The 16109-nt window shown below is 31.5% G+C and carries 16 protein-coding genes, 1 riboswitch and 1 other annotated feature; of the genes, 11 read left to right on the forward strand and 5 right to left on the reverse strand.

Going from position 1 to position 16109, the window contains the following annotated elements; genetic code table 11:
- Positions 1 to 13 precede the first annotated feature (13 nt).
- From KQH81_RS04215 to KQH81_RS04235, 5 genes are all read left to right on the forward strand, one after another.
- On the forward strand, positions 14 to 967 hold the full coding sequence (locus tag KQH81_RS04215; RefSeq protein WP_230028992.1) for a sugar-binding transcriptional regulator: 954 nt from the start codon (positions 14 to 16) through the stop codon (positions 965 to 967).
- A 127-nt stretch (positions 968 to 1094) separates the two neighbouring features.
- A complete protein-coding gene (gene yjeM, locus KQH81_RS04220) occupies positions 1095 to 2591 on the forward strand; it encodes a glutamate/gamma-aminobutyrate family transporter YjeM (protein WP_230028993.1) in 1497 nt (498 codons plus the stop codon).
- A gap of 137 nt (positions 2592 to 2728) precedes the next feature.
- On the forward strand, positions 2729 to 3538 hold the full coding sequence (locus KQH81_RS04225) for an amino acid ABC transporter substrate-binding protein (RefSeq protein ID WP_027637352.1): 810 nt from the start codon (positions 2729 to 2731) through the stop codon (positions 3536 to 3538).
- Between the two features lie 33 nt (positions 3539 to 3571).
- A complete protein-coding gene (locus KQH81_RS04230; RefSeq protein WP_027637351.1) occupies positions 3572 to 4213 on the forward strand; it encodes an amino acid ABC transporter permease in 642 nt (213 codons plus the stop codon).
- A 14-nt stretch (positions 4214 to 4227) separates the two neighbouring features.
- Positions 4228 to 4917: an amino acid ABC transporter ATP-binding protein gene (locus KQH81_RS04235; RefSeq protein ID WP_027637350.1), complete on the forward strand. Its 690-nt coding sequence runs from the start codon at positions 4228 to 4230 to the stop codon at positions 4915 to 4917.
- 66 nt (positions 4918 to 4983) lie between these two features.
- On the opposite strand, the gene KQH81_RS04240 is transcribed toward KQH81_RS04235, so the two are convergent.
- Positions 4984 to 6171 (reverse strand): cation diffusion facilitator family transporter, encoded by a 1188-nt coding sequence (locus KQH81_RS04240; protein WP_074844816.1) that lies wholly within the window; start codon positions 6169 to 6171, stop codon positions 4984 to 4986.
- A 191-nt stretch (positions 6172 to 6362) separates the two neighbouring features.
- Positions 6363 to 6530: riboswitch (Lysine riboswitch) on the forward strand.
- Positions 6531 to 6617: 87 nt separating this feature from the next.
- On the opposite strand from KQH81_RS04240, the gene lysA reads away from it, so the two are divergent.
- From lysA to KQH81_RS04255, 3 genes are all read left to right on the forward strand, one after another.
- Positions 6618 to 7925 (forward strand): diaminopimelate decarboxylase, encoded by a 1308-nt coding sequence (gene lysA / locus KQH81_RS04245; protein WP_074844813.1) that lies wholly within the window; start codon positions 6618 to 6620, stop codon positions 7923 to 7925.
- A 170-nt stretch (positions 7926 to 8095) separates the two neighbouring features.
- Positions 8096 to 8341 (forward strand): zf-HC2 domain-containing protein, encoded by a 246-nt coding sequence (locus KQH81_RS04250; protein WP_074844810.1) that lies wholly within the window; start codon positions 8096 to 8098, stop codon positions 8339 to 8341.
- 178 nt (positions 8342 to 8519) lie between these two features.
- Positions 8520 to 9089: a hypothetical protein gene (locus KQH81_RS04255; RefSeq protein ID WP_074844807.1), complete on the forward strand. Its 570-nt coding sequence runs from the start codon at positions 8520 to 8522 to the stop codon at positions 9087 to 9089.
- 137 nt (positions 9090 to 9226) lie between these two features.
- Here KQH81_RS04255 and KQH81_RS04260 read toward each other — a convergent pair whose 3' ends face one another.
- The 4 genes from KQH81_RS04260 to KQH81_RS04275 form a co-directional block, all read right to left on the reverse strand.
- Positions 9227 to 9427 (reverse strand): hypothetical protein, encoded by a 201-nt coding sequence (locus tag KQH81_RS04260; protein ID WP_027637346.1) that lies wholly within the window; start codon positions 9425 to 9427, stop codon positions 9227 to 9229.
- Positions 9428 to 9494: 67 nt separating this feature from the next.
- Positions 9495 to 11090: a peptide chain release factor 3 gene (locus KQH81_RS04265; protein ID WP_027637345.1), complete on the reverse strand. Its 1596-nt coding sequence runs from the start codon at positions 11088 to 11090 to the stop codon at positions 9495 to 9497.
- A gap of 404 nt (positions 11091 to 11494) precedes the next feature.
- Complete coding sequence (gene trpS, locus KQH81_RS04270; protein WP_027637344.1) at positions 11495 to 12490, reverse strand: tryptophan--tRNA ligase; 996 nt, start codon at positions 12488 to 12490, stop codon at positions 11495 to 11497.
- A 67-nt stretch (positions 12491 to 12557) separates the two neighbouring features.
- Positions 12558 to 12787: a binding site (T-box leader), on the reverse strand.
- A gap of 201 nt (positions 12788 to 12988) precedes the next feature.
- The gene (locus KQH81_RS04275) at positions 12989 to 13150 is read right to left on the reverse strand and encodes a zinc-ribbon domain-containing protein (protein ID WP_027637343.1); all 162 of its coding nucleotides are present in this window, start codon (positions 13148 to 13150) and stop codon (positions 12989 to 12991) included.
- A 322-nt stretch (positions 13151 to 13472) separates the two neighbouring features.
- Between KQH81_RS04275 and KQH81_RS04280 the strand changes: the two genes are divergently transcribed.
- The 3 genes from KQH81_RS04280 (at position 13473) to tyrS (ending at position 16012) form a co-directional block, all read left to right on the forward strand.
- Complete coding sequence (locus tag KQH81_RS04280; protein ID WP_027637342.1) at positions 13473 to 13967, forward strand: YajQ family cyclic di-GMP-binding protein; 495 nt, start codon at positions 13473 to 13475, stop codon at positions 13965 to 13967.
- A gap of 206 nt (positions 13968 to 14173) precedes the next feature.
- Entirely contained in the window at positions 14174 to 14596 is a 423-nt protein-coding gene (locus KQH81_RS04285) for a hypothetical protein (RefSeq protein WP_027637341.1), read from the forward strand.
- A 195-nt stretch (positions 14597 to 14791) separates the two neighbouring features.
- Complete coding sequence (gene tyrS, locus KQH81_RS04290) at positions 14792 to 16012, forward strand: tyrosine--tRNA ligase (protein WP_027637340.1); 1221 nt, start codon at positions 14792 to 14794, stop codon at positions 16010 to 16012.
- Positions 16013 to 16109: the final 97 nt, after the last annotated feature.

A 16109-nucleotide genomic window follows, 5' to 3' on the forward strand; every position in this document is an offset into this window, starting at 1 on the left:
TAAGGTGGTAAATATGAAAAGCAATGATTTAGAACTGATTATAAGAATATGCAAAATGTATTATGAAGAGGAACTTAAACAAGAAGAAATAGCTAATGACTTAAATATCTCTAGAGCAAAAGTATCTAGAAGTATTACTAAGGCTAAGGAGCTTGGGTATATAAGGACTGTAGTTTTAGATCCATTTTCTATAATTAAAGAAAAGGAGCTGAAATTGGCTGAAGCTTTAGGATTAAAGGACGTAAAGATAGCTATTTTAGAAGAAGGTGAAGTTCTAAAATCAGTCATAGGAGCAAAAACCGCAGAATATGTCATGAGTATTTTAAAAGATGGAGATATCATAGGAGTATCATGGGGAGTTACCATGAAAAATATGATAGATAGCATGATTTCTCGTGAAATAAAAGATCTTACAGTAGTTCAGCTTAAAGGAAGCATACCTAACGGAAAAGGAGAAGAAATATCATATTTTGTAGCAGAAAAGCTAGGAGAAAAGTTTGATGCTAAAGTAAGATATCTTCATGCACCAGTTATGGTAAGCAGCAAACTTTTAAAAGAACAGCTTTTAAATGAACCAAGTATAAAAAGCGTTGTGGATCTAGGGAAAAAAGCTAACATTGCTGTATTTACCATTGGATATCCATCTAAAAAGTCAACTATATCAAATTGTGGTTATATAACAGGAGAAGAGTTAGAGGATATTAGGGCAAAAGGAGCAGTAGGTGAAATTTGTTCTAGATTCTTTAACGTAGATGGTACCATATATGATAAGAATTTAAATGATAGAAATACCAGTATAGAATTAGAGGATTTAAGAGAAAAAGAATTTTCTATAGGTATTTCTGGAGGAGATAATTGTATTCCTGCAATAATAGGAGCTATTAATGGAGGATACATAAATTGTCTTGTAGTAGATGAATACACTGCAGATAAATTACTGATGTATAATGATTCTATAAAAAAATAAATATATAAAAATATTTAAAGAATACATGAAATAAAAAATATTTCATGTATTCTTTTTTTCTGTAATGTATTAAAGAATTATGGGGAAACATAGTAGGGAAAAATAAAACAAAAGGAGGAAGTTTTATATGTCAGATGATGGATTGAAGGGCAAGAAGATGTCCATGATGGCTCTTATATTAATGATTTTTACTTCCGTATTTGGATTCGCTAATATACCAAGAGGCTTCTATCTTATGGGATATGCAGCTGTTCCTTGGTATATCATTTCAGCTATATTGTTTTTTATTCCATATGCATTTATGCAAGCTGAATACGGAGCAGCATTCAAGAATGAGAAGGGAGGAATATACTCCTGGATGGATAAATCTGTAGGTCCTAAATATGCATTTATAGGAACATTTATGTGGTATGCATCTTATATAGTATGGATGGTTAATATATGCTCAGCTATATGGATTCCCTTTGCTAATGCTATTTCAGGAACAGACACTACAGTAAATTGGTCCATATTTGGACTTAATTCTACACGTACTTTAGGAGTCTTAGGCATATTACTAATTATAGCTATTACATTTATAGCTACAAAGGGATTAGAACAAATAACAAAGGTAACATCAATAGGTGGAACCGCTGTAGCACTTTTAAATATAGTTCTCTTAATAGGTGCTGTAGTTGTTCTAATTTTAAATGGAGGAAAACTTGCAGAACCAATAGTTTCTTATGAGAGTTTTCTTTATTCACCTAATCCGGCTTACAAAACAACAATTGCAATGCTTTCATTCTCCGTTTTTGCAATATTTGCTTATGGAGGAATAGAGGCTGTTGGAGGACTTGTAGATCAGACTGAGAATCCAGAAGTAGTTTTTCCTAAGGGGCTTTCAATAGCAGCTATTATTATATCTATAGGATACTCATTAGGAGTTCTTTTAATAGGAATCTTTACTAACTGGGGACAGTCATTATCTACAAAGAATGTACACCTTGGAAATGTAGCTTATGTGGTAATGAAAAATTTAGGTTACGCAATAGGTACAAGTGTAGGATTAAGTGAAGCTGTATCGTTAAATATAGGATTGTGGGTAGCTAGATTTGTTGGAATTTCTATGTTCTTGGCTTTAATAGGAGCCTTTTTTACATTATCTTATTCGCCATTAAAACAACTTATAGAAGGTACACCAAAAGAACTTTGGCCAGGAAAACTTTCTGTAATAACAGATGGAATGCCTAAGAATGCTATGTGGGTACAATGCGTAATAGTTGCTGTATTCATAGCCATCGTATCCTTTGGGGGCGAAGGTGCTGCTGAATTTTTTGAAAAATTAGTTCTTATGACTAATGTTGCAATGACTCTTCCATACATGTTTTTATCAGGAGCTTTTGCAAGATTTAAAAGAATAGAGAATATAGATAGACCTTTCGTTGCATATAAGAGTCATGCTTCATCACTTGTTGCAACTGTAGTTGTAACACTAACTGTATTGTTTGCAAATATATTTACAATAGTTGAACCAGCTACAAGAGGAGACATGAGTTCTACTATCTTTATGATAGCTGGACCATTATTTTTTACTATAGTAGCATTAGTAATGTATCAAAGATACGAAAGAAAATATTTAAAATAGTAGATTATATAAATCCTTGAAGGTTGAAATCACTTTCAAGGATTTGTATTTTTAAATAAAAATTAGATAAATTATTGACTTTATCAATTTAGCGTGGTAAAGTGTTAAAGTATACTATGAGTTTAGGGGGAATAAATATGAAATCAAATATAAAAGTTATAAAAAAAATAACAGTAATTATAATGTTAGTATTATTATCAGTAAATGTTGTGGCATGTTGTAAAGATAGTGTAAAAGCTGATGAAAATAATGATACTGTAATAATAGGACTAGATGATACATTTGTTCCTATGGGATATAAAGATGAAAAGGGAGAGATTGTAGGATTTGATGTGGATTTAGCCAAAGAGATATTTAAAAGAAGCGGAAGAAAAGTTAAGTTTCAGCCTGTGGATTGGACTATGAAAGAATCAGAATTAAATCAAGGAAACATAGATCTCATATGGAATGGATACAGTGTAACAGAAGAAAGAAAAGAGCAGGTTAAATTTTCTGATGCATATTTAGACAATAGACAAGTAATCATAGTTTTAGCTACTTCAAAGCTTTCATCTAAGGAGGATTTAAAAGGTGCTAAAGTTGGAACACAAAGTGAATCAAGCTCCTTAGAAGCAATAAATAAAGATCAGGAATTAACAAGGAACTTTAAAGATGGACAACTAGTGTTGTTTGATACTTATAATGATGCCCTTATGGATTTAGACGCAGGTAGACTTGATGCTGTAGTTGTTGATGAAATATTAGCAAGATATTACATGAAACAAAGAGGCGAAGAAAGGTTTAAAATATTAAACGGTGACTTTGGAAAGGAAATTTATGCTGTAGGAGCAAGAAAAGACGATGAAGAGCTGATTAATGATATAAATAAGTATTATAAAGAAATTAAGGAAGATGGCACTGGAGAAAATATATGTAATAAATGGTTTGGAGAAAACATATTGAAATAGAATTATTTAAATTTTGATGGGAGACTTAAAGATATGCAAATGATAGTAGAATTAATGCCTCAGTTTTTATCTGGACTTTTAATGACCTTGAAGGTATTTATATTTACAATAATTCTTGCAATGCCATTAGGCGTCATCACAGCAATAGGAAGGTTATCTAAGATAAAAATTATTTCTAGAGTTACAGAGATTTATATATGGATAATGAGAGGAACACCTTTATTGCTTCAGGTAGTATTTATATACTTTGGACTTCCTGTTATAGGTATAAAATTTGATAGATTTGCAGCTATAATAATAGCTTTTGTTTTAAATTATGGAGCCTACTTTGGAGAAATATTTCGAGGTGGAATAAGTTCTATAGATCAAGGACAGTATGAAGGTGGAGAAGTATTGGGAATGACACCGAGTAATATATTCTTTAGAATAATTTTTCCTCAAGCTGTAAAAAGGATAATTCCAGCTGTTTCTAATGAAATAATAACGTTAGTAAAAGATACTTCCTTGGTTTATATTGTAGGACTTGATGAATTGTTGAGAGTTGCCAAAATAGCATCTAACAGGGAAGCGTCTCTTATACCTCTATTATTAGCAGGTGTTGTTTATCTTATAATAGTAGGGGCTTTGACTAAGATGCTTAGAAATGTAGAAGGAAAATATAATTACTATAGTTAGGAGATATAAGAGAAATGCTTAGTATAACAGGGTTAAAGAAGAGTTTTGGAAAAGATATAGTATTGCAAGATATAAATCTAGAAGTTATGAATGGAGAAGTTACGGTAATAGTAGGGCCATCGGGAAGTGGGAAAACCACACTGTTGCGATGTATAAACGTCTTAGAGAAGTGTGATGGAGGTACAATTAAAATAAATAATGATTACATTTGTATTGATGGAAAATATGCTGATAAAAAACAGCTTAAAGAGGTTAGAAGAGAGATTGGACTAGTGTTTCAAGATTTTAATCTCTTTCCACATATGAGTGTTATAGAAAACCTAGTTGAAGCTCCTCAAAAAGTTTTAGGAAAGACGAAAAATGAGACCGTGATTCAAGGAAGAACATTATTAGAACTTTTGGGATTAAGAGGAAAGGAAGAATCATATCCAAGTGAGCTTTCGGGTGGACAAAAGCAGCGTGTTGCTATAGGAAGAGCACTTATGATGAATCCATCTCTTATGTGTTTCGATGAGCCAACATCAGCATTAGATCCTGGGCTTGTAGATGATGTTGCTGCTCTAATAAGGGAGTTAGCAGCTAGAGGGATGTCTATACTTATCATAACTCATGACATGAGTTTTGCAAAGAAAGCAGCTGACAATATAATATCTATAAAAAATGGTGTTATATTGAAGGAACATATCTATAAACTTAATTCTTAAGAAAAATGGGTTTAATGAAATGTATATATCATTTCATTAAACCCATTTTGTTTGAAATTTAAACTTTTAATGATAATGTAGAAAATCATTATCTATTGTTATTACACAATTGTACGTAGGATATATTTTTTTAACTTTCTCACATATATCATGTTTTATGTCTTCATCAGATAGTTGTATTTTTTTCCTATTGGAATCAACAACTACGTCGAAGATTAAATTTTTCTTTTCGCCAGACCCAACTATTCTAAAATCATGCATAGATTTTACTAATGGATGTTCATTTAAGATTTTCAATAGTTCATATTGAGTTTCCATAACCTCAGCATCATCAACATTGATTGGATCCATGTGAATTACAAGATAAATATTTAATTTTTCTGATACATTTTTTTCAGCTGCATCTATAATCTCATGAATCTTAACTACAGACATATTAGCAGGAACCTCTGCATGAATAGAGCACATACATTTTCCAGGACCATAGTTGTGTATTATAAGATCGTGAACTCCTGTTATATTATCATAAGACATAACCTGATCTTTTATGGCATTAACCAGTTCAGGGTCTGGGGCTTCTCCAAGAAGAGGGTTTAATGTCTCTTTTGTTAGCTTAAAGCCAGAGTATAAAATCATAAGAGCTACAGCTACACCTACATATCCATCTACAGGAAAATCTGTCCATTTAGAAGCTAAAAGAGATAATGCAACAGTGCTTGAAGTTACAACATCACCAAGAGCATCTAATCCTGCTGCTTTAAGGGCAGACGAATTAATCTTCTTTCCAATAAGTACATTGAATCTAGAAAGCCAGATTTTAAATAATATTGAAAATAAAATAAGCACAAAAGGAATTACTTCAAATTGTACTGGTGTAGGATTTAATATTCTCTGAATAGAAGAACGAATGAATTCAAGTCCAACAAGCATAACCATGGCAGATACAATTAAAGCTGAAAGATATTCTATCCTTCCATGTCCAAAAGGGTGCTCCTCATCTGCAGGCATATTAGAAAGTTTAAATCCTAATATGGTTACAAGAGAAGAACCAGCATCTGTAAAGTTATTAAATGCATCAGCAGTTACGGCTATACTTTGAGATATCATACCTACCGTAAGTTTAACTCCAAATAAAAAAAGATTAACAATGATTCCGATAATCCCCGCAAGAAATCCATAAGCCCCTCTAACATTTTCATCTGATGTATTTTCAGAATTTTTCACAAAAGTTTTGATTAAGAATTTAGAAAGCATTATTTCACGTCCTTTTGTAATAGAAATATCTATATATTATATCATATATTTAATATATATTTCCATGAATCATATGGTAAATATTAAATTTTATATAAAGGACTTAATTTATATATTGACAATCTGATATTAGTTATATATTATATATAATAATATATTAAAAATAATGAAAATTCAAATTATTATTGTAACCTTAGGGTAGAGGAGCTGTATTTATAAGTAGCTTTATTAGCGGGCACGCTGTGATATAAAGTGAAAGGAAATATAGCCGAAGGATTAAATTTGGCACGAATTAATCCTGGTTCATCATAGAATATATGATGAACTGTCACTATTATTAGTGGGGAGCTACAGAGGTACACCAAAATTGTTAAGTCTCTTTCCGAGGTATAACGAAGGTGTCCTTTGTTATATCTTTTTTTATGCACGCAGGGGAGGAGAAAAATATGAGAATTTTTGGAACAATGAATTTAGAAAATAATAATCTTTATATAGGAGGAATAAATACTTTAGACTTAGTTAAAGAGTATGGAACACCACTATATGTAATGGACGAGAGATTCATAAGGGAAAATTGTAGAAAGTTTAGGGATTCTTTCAATGCTATAGAGGGAAGAAATAAAGTTGTTTATGCTGGAAAAGCATTTTTGACAATAGCCATGGCACAGCTTGTAAATGAGGAAGGTTTGAATCTTGATGTAGTATCAGGAGGAGAATTATATACAGCATATAGAAGCGGATTCCCTATGGAGAAAATTTATTTCCATGGAAATAATAAGACTAATCAAGAGATACGCATGGGATTAGGATATGGGGTAGGAACTTTTGTGGTAGATAATATCGAGGAACTTTATGAAATAAACAAGACAGCTCATGCTTTACAGAAGATACAAAATATACTATTAAGAGTGACTCCAGGTGTTGAAGCTCATACTCATGAATATATAAAGACTGGACAAATTGACTCGAAATTTGGCTTTACTCTTCTAGAAAACAATTTATTTAATGTATTGGATGAATTAAAGAATATGCCGAACATTCATCTCAAGGGGCTTCACTGTCATATTGGATCTCAGATTTTCAATACGGAAGGTCATAAGGAAGCTATTAAGGTTATGATTAGACTTGTAAAAAGCATAAAAGATTCAAGGAATGTAGAGATTGAAGAATTAAATTTAGGTGGAGGTTTTGGAATATACTACTCAGAAGGTGATACTCCAATGACAATTGAAGATTACTGCCGAGACATGATAACTGAGACGGAACGAATATGCAATGAATTTAATGTTAAGATTCCAGATTTAGTAATAGAACCAGGAAGAGCTATTGTAGGTAATGCAGGAACAACTCTTTACACTGTAGGAGGAGTTAAAGAAATACCTAATGTTAGAAGCTATGTATCTGTAGATGGAGGGATGACAGACAATATAAGACCATCTTTATATAGTGCAAGCTATGAATGCCTCATAGCCAACAAAGCAGAAGAAACTTGTGTAAATAATGTTACTATAGCAGGGAAGTGCTGCGAAAGCGGAGATGTCCTAATAAATCATATAAATATTCCACAAGTTGAAATAGGGGATATAATTGCCATAATGTCTACAGGAGCGTATTGTTATTCAATGAGTTCAAACTATAACAAGATACCCAAGCCACCAGTAATTCTTGTAAATAATGGTGAATCACGAGTTATATGCAAAAGAGAAACCTATGAAGATATAATAAAAAATGAATTAGGACTTCAAGTCATATAGGGTTATAAAGTTTATGGGATGGTAAGCTGATATTAATAGATGCTTACCATCCTTTTTAATTGGTTATTCATAGTTTAAAATTAGATTGTAACGAAACATATAGATTACTGCACTAATAAGTAAAATTATATTCTTTAGAGTGAAAGAAAAAATAGTGAGGGAGTGAAGTTATGAGTGATTGTAATGTTATAAAGGATTTGATTCCATTAAAAGTAGAGGGGCTGATTAGTAATGAAAGTGATAATTTAGTAAATGAACATTTAAAAGAATGTGAGAAGTGTAGGAGATATTATAACTCTGTAAAATTGGATTATGAAAATATCGGAAATAATGAAGAAAAAGAAGCGGGCATAGTCAATTTTACTGAAGAACAGATAAAAAGCAGTTATAAAACATTAGAGTATGAGAAAAAGTAAAAACTATTAATAAGCGGTTGTAAAGTGACTTATGCATTTTGCAGCTGCTTTTTTTAGTTAGGGGGATGTACCTCCCCACTTTATTAAAAATATATGAGATAAACACATACATAAAATTTTAGTTATGTGGAAAGAATAAAGTATAGAGGATTTTAATAAGGGAATGGAGTTGTGGTATATGATTTTGCTATACATAGCCTTAGTATTTGGAATTGCAGTAATAATAGCGTATTTTGTTGTTAGAGATAACAAATGCAAAAAGAATCCATTAGCAAATATAAAATTTAAAGATATATCCCTTGGGGAACTTGAAGAAAAGGGAATGAGTTTATCTCAAAATAATGCTGTTGCATTAAGAGAAGGAGTAAATAGGAGACTTACAAAATATTTAAGAAAAATATATAAGAATATAATAAAAAATCACGGCTTCTTCAATGATGTCTCAAAAAAAAACTTTAATTTTAGTGAAGAAAAGAAATGTATATTAGAAAATGTATATTTGGTACAAGAAGCTTACGACTATATACAGAATGAATTATCTACTACAGATTATGTTGGTTTGCTATCTTTTTATGATGGCAAACCAAGAATTTTTTATGTGTCATCAGAATTTATAAATGATATAAATGAGGATAGACTAGAAATATTTTTTAAAAATTTTAAAGATAATCTGACTATAGACGAACTTGAAGTATTACCAGCTTCACTTATGACTACTTTAATAGAGAGGTTCAAATTATATAAATAATAATATTCTTCAAAAAAGATTTCACAGAAATCCTTATGTGAAAGCCACAGAGATTATCCTTCAAGAACAGTTTACAAATTAAGAAGACTAGGAGCAGTGCTCCTAGTCTTTTTTAGAAAGGTAATGAATATTGATTATTAGAAATCTTCACTTTCGCCAGGTACATGAGTGTAATCAAATTCAGCATTAGCGATATTATTTACAACAATATCATCTGTTACTGGACTTGGTAGTTTAACACTGTCAGATCCATCTTTTGATTTTGAACAAAGCTCATGTTTTGTTGGCTTTAAAAAAGTCCTGTCATTAGGAGGATAGTTTTTACTTCCTTTACTCAACTTGATCACCTTCCTTTAGTAATAGTATGTTTCAAAAATTACTTTTTAATCGTATATATATTTTCCATTAGTCGTTATTTTTGCCTATGTCGGAAAGTATAAGTTCTTTGTTATGATCAAGCGCCCAACTTATTCCCCAGTCAGACTGGAAGATTAATAGATTTCTATCTTTTAAATCAGTAACCTTCTTAGTATCAGAAGTTATATTTATAGAATTCATATCTATTTCCTTGTTTTCAATCCATCTAACATATTTGAAAGAAAGCCTATCCATCTTTATGTCTACGCCATACTCATTTTTAAGTCTATACTCTAAAACTTCAAACTGAAGCACACCTACAACACCAACGATAATTTCTTCCATACCGATAAACAATTCTTTAAAAACCTGAATAGCTCCTTCTTGTGAAATCTGAGTTATACCTTTTATGAATTGCTTTCTCTTCATAGAATCTATAGGACGTACCCTAGCAAAATGTTCAGGAGCAAAAGTTGGAATTCCTTCAAATTTAAATTTTTCACCGCTCTTACAAAGTGTGTCACCTATAGAATATATACCTGGGTCAAATACTCCAATGATATCTCCAGCATAAGCTTCATCAACTATTTCTCTATCTTGTGCTAAAAATTGTTGAGGTTGGGCAAGCTTTACTTTTCCTTTACCTTGAATGTGATTAACGTCCATACCTTTTTCGAATTTACCAGAACAGATTCTCATGAAGGCAATTCTGTCTCTATGAGCAGGATTCATATTAGCTTGAATTTTAAATACAAAAGCAGAGAATGGCTCATCGTAGATATTTATAAGACCTTTATCAGAATTTCTTGGAGTAGGTGGAGAAGTAAGATTTAGAAAGTGCTCTAAGAATGGCTCAACACCAAAGTTAGTTAAGGCACTACCAAAAAATACAGGTGTAAGTTCACCGGAATTTACTTTTTCTAAATCAAATTCATCTCCTGCATAGTCTAAAAGTTCGATATCTTCCATAAGTTTTTCATGTAAAGCAGAACCTAAAAGTTCTGTAAGAGCAGGATCATCAACCTTAGCTTCGACTTTTTCTGCTTCCTTTTGACCATGTTCTCCGTCTTGGAATACTTCTATAGATTCCTTATCACGCTCATAAACTCCCTTGAATTCAGAACCTTGACCTATAGGCCAATTCATAGGGTATGATTTTATTCCAAGTTCAGTTTCTATTTCTTCAAGAAGCTCAAAAGGGTCTCTTGTTTCTCTATCCATCTTATTTACGAAAGTAAATATAGGAATTCCTCGAAGTGCACAAACTTGGAATAATTTTCTTGTTTGTGCTTCGACACCTTTAGCACCATCAATAACCATTACAGCGCTGTCTGCAGCCATTAATGTTCTATATGTATCTTCACTAAAGTCCTGGTGGCCAGGAGTATCTAGTATGTTTATGCAATAGCCATCGTAATTAAATTGCATAACTGACGAAGTTACAGAGATACCTCTTTGTTTTTCTATCTCCATCCAGTCAGATACAGCGTGCTTTGAAGCTTTTCTAGCCTTTACAGAACCTGCAAGTCTTATAGCACCTCCATAAAGCAAGAATTTTTCTGTTAATGTTGTCTTACCGGCATCTGGGTGAGAGATTATGGCAAAGGTTCGTCTCTTATCTATTTCTCTTTGTAAATCTGTCATAAATGTTCCTCCTATTATTGTTTACCAATAAATCAATTTATCTCAAAAAGATTTAAACTGCAATTCTATTAACTATTATAATCTAAAATTCTACATAATGCATCTTATAATATTTTCATTAAATTTTTTGTAAAATAATGAAAGGCTGAATAATTTAAAGATAATGAATGTTAAAAACGTTACCAAATAGTCATTATGAAAAAAACTAAGCTTTCATCAAATTTGATATGAGCTATTTAAGTGATATAATAGTTTTTGAAAAGAGAAGCTCATAAAAGCTAAGATATATAAGAACTAGAAACAACCCCCTAAGAACTTACTATTCCCCGTAGTGAGTTCTTAACTTTTCCCCAACAAGAAAAAAACCCCCCCGTGTATATTATAGACATACACGGAGGGTTTTATTATTGTATAAAGCCTATTTTCTTTTGCATTTTTCTAAGAACTTTTCTAGATACATAGTTTGCTTTTTCAGCGCCTTTTTTGTATATCTCTTCTAGATAAGTTTTATCCTTTAGAAGCTCTTTCACCTTTTCTTGGATAGGAGACAGTTCTTCTACTATAGCTTCTGCTACGTCATGTTTTAATTCAGCATAGCCTTTATCTTTATAAGAAGCAGCAACTTCTATTGGGTCAAGCTTTTTTATTACAGCAAGAATATCTATTAGATTTTTTACCCCAGGCTGATCTTCAGTATAATTTATAATACCTATACTATCAGTTACAGCTCTGCTTACTTTTCTTCTTATAACCTCTGGTGGATCCATTATAAGTATGAAACCATTAGGGTTATCAGCGGATTTAGACATCTTTTTAGAAGGGTCTTGTAAATCCATTATTTTCGCTCCAGCCTTTGGAATATATGCTTCAGGTATTGTGAAGGTTGGGCTATAAGCGCTGTTAAATCTTTGAGCTATATCACGAGTAATCTCTAAATGCTGCATTTGATCTTTACCAACTGGTACAAGGTCAGTATTATAAAGCAGGATGTCTGCTGCCATAAGAACAGGATAAGTGAATAATCCTGCAGATACAGAATCTCCAACTCTTTGAGATTTGTCTTTAAATTGAGTCATTCTAGATAATTCACCCATGTAAGTTGAGCAGTTTAAAAGCCATGCTGCTTCAGAGTGAGCAGGTACATGGGATTGTATAAAAATAGTATTTTTTTCAGGGTCGATTCCTGCTGCTATATATATAGCAAGAACCTCTAAAGTTCTGGCTCTAAGATCCTTTGGTTCTTGTCTAACTGTTATAGCATGAAGATCCACTACACAATAATAGCAGTCATATTGATCTTGAAGAGCTACCCAGTTCTTTAATGCTCCTAAATAATTTCCTAAGGTAAGATTACCAGAGGGTTGAATTCCACTAAATATAACTTTTTTCTTATCTTCCATAAAAAACTCCTCCTAATAAAGTTTTAACTGTAAATTTAAAATATAAAAAAGCCCTATGAGATAAAACTCATAGGGCGTAATAATCGCGGTACCACCTATTTTAACCTGAAAGGTTAACTCTAATAAGATACTAACATATCTATCCTTTATAACGTAAGGTAACGGCTGATGCTACTAATAAATTTCACACCGCATCTCAAAGACCCATTCAACTAAAGCATAATTGCTATAATTCCACCACCTATAGCTCTCTGTAAATTTGTTTTTTAGCCTACTAATTCTTATCATAGATTTTAAGACTCTTTGATTATTATAATATGTATTTGATTTGCATTTGTCAATAGCTATAGAGTAATTTTTAAGGAATCAACAAGAAAAATAATTAAAAAAATTCTTATTAGAAACAGATGACAAAATTTGAAAAATTATTATGCATATAAAAAATATACTCAAAAAATAAAATAACCTCATGCCATAAGGCATGAGGAATTAAGTCAATTATCTTCTATTGCTCATTTTAGATGCTTTTCTAGCTTTTCTGCACTCTGGGCATCTTACTGGATCGTTTTCGAATCCTTTTTCTTTGAAGAATTCTTGCTCTCCAACAGTGAATACGAATTCTTTTCCACAATCTTTACATACGATAGTCTTATCTTCCATTTTAAAATCCTCCTTGATAATATAGCGATAATTTTGGGATAACTTTACTTCCGCTATTCAAGGAAGGACAAGTACCTGAAAATTAACCTATACATAAATTTATTATGTATTTATTATAACATAATGGCTAATAAAATCAATAAGTTTATATTACAATTTTATAATATTAAATAAAGATTAAGTAATGGGAAATAATATTAATTTCGATAAATTTATGCTGATATTATGAGTTAATTTAGAGAATAGAGGAAATATTATTGATTATAGAATATAAATATTTTAAACTATATTATATATAAAAAATATTGTAGGAGGGCATAAAATGGCTAGTACATATTCATTTGATGTAGTTTCAGAGGTAAATATGCAGGAAGTTGACAATGCTGTAAACCAATCTTTAAAGGAGATTTCTCAAAGATATGATTTCAAAGGAAGCAAATCAGAAATAGAAATAATAAAAGACGAAGAAGTGAAGATAGTTTCTGATGATGAATACAAATTAAATGCAGTAATAGATATACTAAAGGGTAAGCTTATAAAAAGAGGGGTATCTCCTAAGGCTTTAGAGTTTGGGAAAGTGGAACATGGTTCTCTTGGCAGCGCTAGAGTAAATGCAAAGATAGTTAATGGAATTTCTAAGGAAAAGGCAAAAGAGGTTGTAGCAGCTATAAAAGACAGTAAGATAAAGGTTCAATCTCAGATATTAGATAAACAAGTCAGAGTATCAGGTAAGAACAAAGATGATCTTCAAAATATTATGCAGCTTTTAAAGGAAAAGGATTTTGGAATAGCACTACAATTTACAAATTATAGATAGAAACTTACTTAAAATTTACATGAAAACTCCATGATATGAAGTATAAAAATCATTATCATGGAGTAGAATCTATAATATAGGGTGAGGTCGGAATTTAAATAATAAATAGATAAAAAAGTGGATTAAAATAGTTGCTAAAATATTCTGAATATTATATACTAGTATTAATAGATTTTCACCTAAAAAAAACTTAAGGGGTGGTAAAAATGATAAATGTATTCTGTAACAAGAGAGGTTCAGGTAAAACAAAAGCTTTAATAGATTTGGCTAACCAAAAGATCCATAATGCAGACGGGCAAATGGTTTATATTGATGATGACAAAAGACCTATGTATAGTTTGGACAGAAGAATTAGATTTATCACAACTGAAGATTATGAAGTAAAAGACTGTAATGAATTTTACGGACTATTGTGCGGTATACTTTCGGGAAATTATGACGTTGATATGATATTTGTTGATGGGTTAAACAATATTGTGTCTGGGTCCATGGAAGATATGGCACATTTATTTTGCAGATTAGAGAGTTTTTGTAAAAAGAACGGCGTGGAAATGTATATAAATTTAAATTCTGACATTTCACAAGAAGGAATGCCTGAGTTTCTAAAAAAATATGTGAAGGCAGCCTAGAAGGATAAAGTTGAAAATATTATAGGAACTATATGTAAAGGTCTACCTAATGAGTGAAAGAAAGATTTTCATTCAAAAATCAGGTAGACTTTTATTTTTAGAAAATTACTGAATTGTTTCCCTATATAAATGTAAATTCATGTGATATAATAAAATAATTGATAAGACTATAGCGAATTTATAGGGAGGTATTACATGAGAAATGTATATGACATCCTTACGGAAAGAGGATACATAAAACAGTTGACTCACGATAAGGAAATAAGAGAATTACTTGAAAAGGAAAAGGTAACTTTTTATATAGGCTTTGACCCTACAGCAGACAGTCTTCATGTAGGACACTTTATAGCTATGATGTTTATGGCACATATGCAAAGAGCAGGACATAGACCTATAGCTTTAGTAGGCGGCGGAACAGCTATGATTGGCGATCCTAGTGGAAGAACTGACATGAGACAAATGATGACTAGAGAAACTATAGAACATAATGTAAGCTGTATTAAAAAGCAAATGGAAAGATTTATAGATTTCAGCGATGGAAAAGCTATACTAGAAAATAATGCAGATTGGCTTTTAAATTTAAATTACATAGATTTTATAAGAGATATAGGTTCAGCCTTTTCTGTAAATAAGATGCTTACTGCAGAATGTTTCAAGCAGAGATTAGAAAAGGGATTATCATTCCTTGAGTTTAATTATATGTTAATGCAGGGTTATGATTTCCTTGTATTAAATAAGAAATACGGATGTTCAATGGAGCTTGGTGGAGATGACCAATGGTCTAACATGCTTGCAGGAGTAGATCTTATAAGAAGAAAAGAACAAAAACAGGCTTATGCAATGACTTGCACACTTCTTACAACAAGTGAAGGTAAAAAGATGGGTAAGACTCAAAATGGAGCCTTATGGCTTGATCCAGAGAAGACATCTCCATATGAATTCTATCAGTACTGGAGAAATGTTCAAGATGCGGACGTTAAAAAGTGTCTATCACTCTTAACTTTTGTTCCAATGGATAAAGTTAATGAACTATGTGCTGTAGAAGGATCGGCTATAAATGAAGCTAAGAAAGTTTTAGCTTATGAAGTTACAAAGCTTATACATGGCGAAGAAGAAGCTAAAAAGGCTATGGAAGCAGCAGAAGCTTTATTTGCAGGTGGAAACAATATGAATAATGTTCCTACTGTTGAAGTTTCAAGAGAGAAATTAAATACATCTTTATTAGATATCCTTGCAGAAGGTGGAATAATACCATCTAAAGCAGAAGGAAAGAGAATCATAAAACAAAATGGTTTATCTTTAAATGATGAAAAAGTTACAGATATATATAGAAACTTAGTAGAAGAAGATTTTACAGATGGAGTAGCCTTAGTTAAAAAGGGTAAAAAGAGCTATCATAAACTTCAACTAGTATAGTTAAAATCTAGGGAGTGTTGCAAAACTATAAAGTATTTGCGACACTCCCGTTTTTTAAATATATATAATTGTGATATAATCTAAATGGATAAAATAA

This window comes from Clostridium cadaveris (genome assembly GCF_020911725.1).
Lineage (GTDB): Bacteria > Bacillota > Clostridia > Clostridiales > Clostridiaceae > Clostridium_X > Clostridium_X cadaveris.